The following is a 5,274-nucleotide window of genomic DNA, read 5'->3' as shown; positions in this document are numbered from 1 at the left end:
AAGACAAGATTATTGATGGCATTACAAACGTACAGGACAGGTCCGACAAGGCAGGCTTGGAAATAGAAGTAGAAATACGAAAGGATGCGAACCCTGAACTAATTCTTAACCAGCTTTACGCACATTCCCAGCTCGAGGACTCTTTTGGAATAATTAATCTGGCCCTGGTTGGCGCAGGCCCAAAAGTTCTGTCGCTGCGCCAAATGCTGGACGAATTTATCAGGCACAGGCAGACAGTAACAAGAAACAGGTGCGTGTTTGAGCTTCAAGTTGCCAATGACAGGTCCCACATACTTGAAGGCCTTAAGGTTGCCCTAAGCAATATTGATTCCATCATCAAGGCAATAAAAGCCTCCCCAAACACTCTGGCCGCAAAGCAAACACTCATGTCAGGATATAATCTCTCGGAAAAGCAAGCAGTGGCAATTCTTGACATGAAGCTTTCAAGGCTCACCGCACTTGAGCAGGATAAAATTGATTCAGAGCACAAAGAATTGCAACAGACTATTTCAAACCTCAATAAAATCCTCTCGGACGAAAACGAAATACTCAAGATAATTTCTGAAGAAATGGACGACATAAAAGCCAAGTATGCCACGCCAAGAAAGACCCAAATAATGCAGGATGACGGCCAAATCCAGGACGAGGACTTGATACAACGAGAGACGGTTGCAATCATAATCACGGAATCAGACTACATAAAGCGCATCCCCATCGCAGAATACAGATCCCAAAAAAGAGGCGGAAGGGGGGTAATAGGCACAGAGACAAAGGAGGACGACAAGATAAAAGACCTGATAATTGCAAACACGCACGACTACATGCTGTTTTTCACAAACCAAGGGGAGGTTCACTGGCTGAAAGTCTACCAGATACCTCAAAGCAGCAGGTACGCAATGGGCAAGGCAATCATTAACCTCCTGGAAATCAAGGAAGAGAAAATAAGCGCAACCATACCAATTTCAAAATTCAAAGAGGATGAATTTCTTGTCATGGCCACAAGCAAAGGCATTGTGAAAAGAAGCTCGCTGATGGAATATTCCAGGCCAAGAAGGGGCGGCATCAGGGCTATTACGCTCAAGGAAAACGACACTCTTATAGGCGCAATGAAGACCGATGGGAAGCGGACAATAATCCTGGGCTCAAAGCACGGTATGGCGATTCGCTTTGACGAAAATGAAATAAGGGAGATAGGCAGGACGGGGCAAGGGGTTATTGGCATGAGGCTTGAAGAGGGGGATGAAGTGATAGGAATGGCCCTTGACACATATCCAACACTTCTGACAGTAACCGAAAACGGCTTTGGAAAGCGGACAAGCCTTGACGAATACAGGGGGCAGGGAAGAGGGGGCAAAGGCGTAATCACAATTAAAACAGAGGGCCGCAACGGGAATGTTGTTAGCATCCTCACTGTTTCTGAAGAACAGGAAATAATTATGCTGTCAAGTGGCGGAAAGGCAATACGAAGCCCAGTAAAAGACATATCCGTCATAGGAAGGAACACGCAAGGCGTCAGGCTCATGCGCCTTGATGAAGGTGAAAAGCTAACGGCAGTTGAACGGATTCTTAATGGCAATGGAACACATGCCGGAGGAGAAGTGGAGACTGCAGGAAAAGACCCTAAGCCCGAAGATCAGAACCCACAAGTTCAAAGCATGGGACAAGACACGCCGCCAACAAATAGTCCTGCGCCAAAAAGAGACAATATAATTATTGCCTGAAAGTTGTTTGAAAAGTTTTGCATTGCCCTAGCCGGCTTATTTTTTCTTCAGCCCAAAATGCCAGTAATCCTCTCCTTCGCAGAACTTTCCTGTAATAAATTCATGCGAATAGCCTTGCCGTTCAAGCATTTTTCTGTTTTGCTTGTTTCTTAATTCCTTTTTTGAAAAATAGTGAAGGCCGTCATCAAGTTCAACGCACCAATGCCTTTTTCCATAGACTTTCGAGAGGAATTCTGATTGCAGCTCCAGACTGCTTCCAAATCCATGTTTTTTAGCTGCATTTGATAAAACAACAAAATTCACATCAGTGGTAATCTGGGTCCCGAATTTTCTTGCAACATTGAAATTCCAAAAGTCTTTAGGTTCGCTGGTTATTTGCGAATAGGCAGAAAAACCATAATCAAAAATGTCCGCCCTGCCGTTTTCCTTCAAGCATTTTGATATGATTTTCAGATTTTCAATGCAGCCATTGTTATATGCCACGAAATAGCCATCTGGAAGCCAAGGCTTGCCTGCAAAAGGAGTTCTTTGGGCTTTAGGCCCAAATTTCCTGAATTTGCAGTCCGGGCCAATTATGACTTCCTTCAAAACCTCCGCATCATTGCACAACATCTGTGCAGGCAAATCATCATACATTTCATTTGAAACAACGTAATCGAACTTGCCTATTCGCGAATATGGGAATTTTTTCGAGTAGGCAAGATTGACGCGACAGAACTGCAAAATGTGCCCAAATCCAAGCCTTGAAAGCTTTTCTTTTGCCTTTGCAAGAAGGGGGGCAGAAAAATCGCAAAGGCAGTATTCTATGCTTGCAAATAGCGGACTTCCAACAATATTCTTCAGATTTTTCAAAAAATGTGCAGCAAAATCGCCTTCGCCAACCCCAAATTCTGCAATCCTGAATACGGCTGGAGGGTGATTTGCGTTTACTTGGTTTGGGATTTTTTTCTTAATGAGTTGTGCTGCAATGATGGCGCATGCCCTGGCTGTTTTCCCACAAGCACCGGAAGTTGTCTTAAAATCATAATAAATCCTGGTTTTAGGGTCACAGTAATATTTTTTGTTTGCACGACTGATTAGTTTTGAAAAATGCATTGAATAACCTTGGATTTGGGAACAGGGTAAAATCGGATTTGGCTCGCTTATCTGAACATCGAATCAAACAAACCTTTTTTCTTCTCAAGGCCCTCAAGCTGCCTGATTAGTTCCTTTTGTTTTTCAGACAGGTTTTTTGGCACATCAATTGCGATTTTGACATACAAATCCCCCCTTCCCTTGCGGCCAAGCTTGGGCATCCCCTCACCTTTAAGCCTGAGTACATCGCCTGCCTGAGTGCCTTGGGGTATTGTAAGGCTCAGTTTTCCATCCAGCCCTTCGATTTGAGCAGTTGAACCCAGGGCCGCTGTGCCAAATGAAACCCTGAGATTTGTGTGCAAATCGTCCTCATCCCTTGAAAAACGCGGGTTTTCAGAAACGCCAACAACAACGTACATGTCTCCGCTTCCCGCCCGACCGGAGTTGCCCATCCCGGCAACCCTAAGCGTAGTGCCATCCTCAACACCTGCAGGAATTGTGACTGTTATTGTTTCCTCTTTTCTCTCCTTTCCCTTTCCCCTGCAATCTGCACATTTATTTCCTACAATGCTTCCCTCTCCCCTGCATGCCGGACAGGTGCCAACACTAACAAATCTGCCAAATCCGCCAAGATTCTGGACTTGCTGAACCCTTCCCTGCCCGCCACATGTGCCGCAATTTATCCTGTCAGAACCAGGTTCAGCTCCGCTTCCAGAACACTTTTTGCACAATGTGTCATGTTCGACCCTTATTTGTTTTTTTGCTCCCCTGAACGCTTCATCAAGGCTGATTTCAACGTCGGCCCTCAGGTCCTCCCCTTTTCCCCCCTGCCGCCTTCCAAATCCTCCCCTTGAGCCGCCAGTTGAAAAACCGAACATTGAAGAAAACACATCATTGAATCCCCCTGAGCCAAAACCCATTTTGGAGAACACGTCTTCAAAGTCCCCAAAATTTGCGCCCCTGAAAATATCCTCCTGGGAATAGCGCTGGTCAAAGCCCGCATGCCCGTACTGGTCATAAGTTGACCGCTTTTGCTTGTCTGAAAGGACCGCATATGCCTCTGAAATTTCCTTGAATTTCTCTTCGGCTCCAGTGTCCTTGTTTCTGTCTGGGTGGAACTGGAGTGCAAGTTTCCTGTATGCCTGCTTTATCTCATCGGCACTGGCATTTTTTGACACGCCGAGTATTTCGTAATAATCTCTTTTTGTTGCCAATATATGCGCCCCTCAAATTGAATTTACTGAACTAGTCGTTCTGACTATTCCTTTTTGAATTCGGCATCGTGCACGTTGCCACCTTGACTTGCTGAGCCGCCACCCTGACCCCCAGTTCCATAAGTAGGGCCGCCTTGCCAATCCCCGCCGGCGCCACCCGCACTGCCCGCCCCAGGGCCCCCTCCTTGGTTGCCCGGGCCCTGTCCTGATTGTTTGTACATGTCAGCCCCGACTTCCTGGAGTATTTTTTTCAAGGCATCAAGTTTGCCTTTGAGTTCCACAGAATCTTTCCCAAGGCTTGCCCTGACTTCTTCTACTGCCTTCTTCACTTTTTCAGCCTTGTCTGCAGGTATCTTATCCTTGAACTCTTCAAGTGTCTTTTCGGCAGTGTACGCAAGGGCTTCGGCCTCATTTTTTAGCTCCGCACTCTCCCTTTTCTTTTTATCCTCATCGGAAAACTGTTCCGCATCTTTCATTTTTCTCTCGATTTCAGACTTGTCCATTTTGTGCGGCGCGACTATCTGCATTTTATGCTCCTTTTTGGTTGCCATGTCCTTTGCAGAAACATGCAAAATGCCATTTGCGTCAATGTCAAAGGTCACCTCGATTTGAGGAATGCCCCTTGGCGCAGGCGGAATGCCGACAAGAGAGAAGTTGCCTAGTTCAATGTTGTCTGAGGCCATGGCCCGCTCCCCCTGCAGCACATGGATTTCCACTGATGTTTGCGAATCTGAGGCAGTGGAGAAAACCTGGCTTTTCTTTGTAGGAATTGTCGTGTTCCGCTCAATCAGTTTGGTAAAAATGCCCCCCAGAGTCTCGATTCCAAGTGACAGCGGGGTCACATCAAGAAGCAAGATGTCCTTGACCTCGCCTGCAAGCACGCCACCCTGAATTGCTGCCCCCATTGCAACGCACTCCATAGGGTCTACTCCGCGCTCAACTTTTTTGCCGACCATGCTTTCAACAAACCTCTGGACAACAGGCATCCTTGTCGGCCCGCCCACCATGATAACCTTGTCAATTCCCTCGGCGCTTAGCTTTGCATCAGCAAGAGCCCTGTCAACAGGAGCCTTGCACCGATTGATTATCGGCCTGACTATCTCCTCCAGTTTTGCACGGGTAAGCTTGTGTGCAAAATGGACTGGCCCCTGGGAATTTGCAGAAAGAAACGGCAAATTTATGTCGCTTTCAAAAACAGTTGAAAGCTCGATTTTTGCCTTTTCTGCTGCCTCCCTGACCCTCTGCATTGCCATCTTGTCATTTGT

The 5,274-nt window shown here is 46.6% G+C and carries 4 protein-coding genes; 1 reads left to right on the top strand and 3 read right to left on the bottom strand.

The genetic code is table 11. The features are described 5' to 3' along the window. Positions 1-1,721 (top strand): DNA gyrase subunit A (locus FJZ26_03920; protein ID MBM3229554.1); only part of this gene is annotated, 1,721 nt, incomplete at its 5' end. A gap of 36 nt (positions 1,722-1,757) precedes the next feature. On the opposite strand, the gene FJZ26_03915 is transcribed toward FJZ26_03920, so the two are convergent. The 3 genes from FJZ26_03915 to dnaK all read right to left on the bottom strand — a co-directional run. Beyond that, on the bottom strand, positions 1,758-2,816 hold the full coding sequence (locus FJZ26_03915; protein MBM3229553.1) for a methyltransferase: 1,059 nt from the start codon (positions 2,814-2,816) through the stop codon (positions 1,758-1,760). 47 nt (positions 2,817-2,863) lie between these two features. After that, complete coding sequence (gene dnaJ / locus FJZ26_03910; protein ID MBM3229552.1) at positions 2,864-4,009, bottom strand: molecular chaperone DnaJ; 1,146 nt, start codon at positions 4,007-4,009, stop codon at positions 2,864-2,866. A 44-nt stretch (positions 4,010-4,053) separates the two neighbouring features. Next, a partial coding sequence (dnaK, locus tag FJZ26_03905; protein MBM3229551.1) for a molecular chaperone DnaK occupies positions 4,054-5,274 on the bottom strand: 1,221 nt, incomplete at its 5' end.

It is taken from the genome of Candidatus Parvarchaeota archaeon, from assembly GCA_016866895.1.
Taxonomy (GTDB): Archaea; Micrarchaeota; Micrarchaeia; order Anstonellales; family VGKX01; genus VGKX01.
This window is presented reverse-complemented; position numbering and strand designations above follow the sequence as displayed.

What these genes read in the sequence shown, in the direction of transcription:
- FJZ26_03915 (MBM3229553.1), bottom strand. Translation starts at nt 2,816, where the DNA reads ATGCATTTTTCAAAACTAATCAGTCGTGCAAACAAAAAATATTACTGT.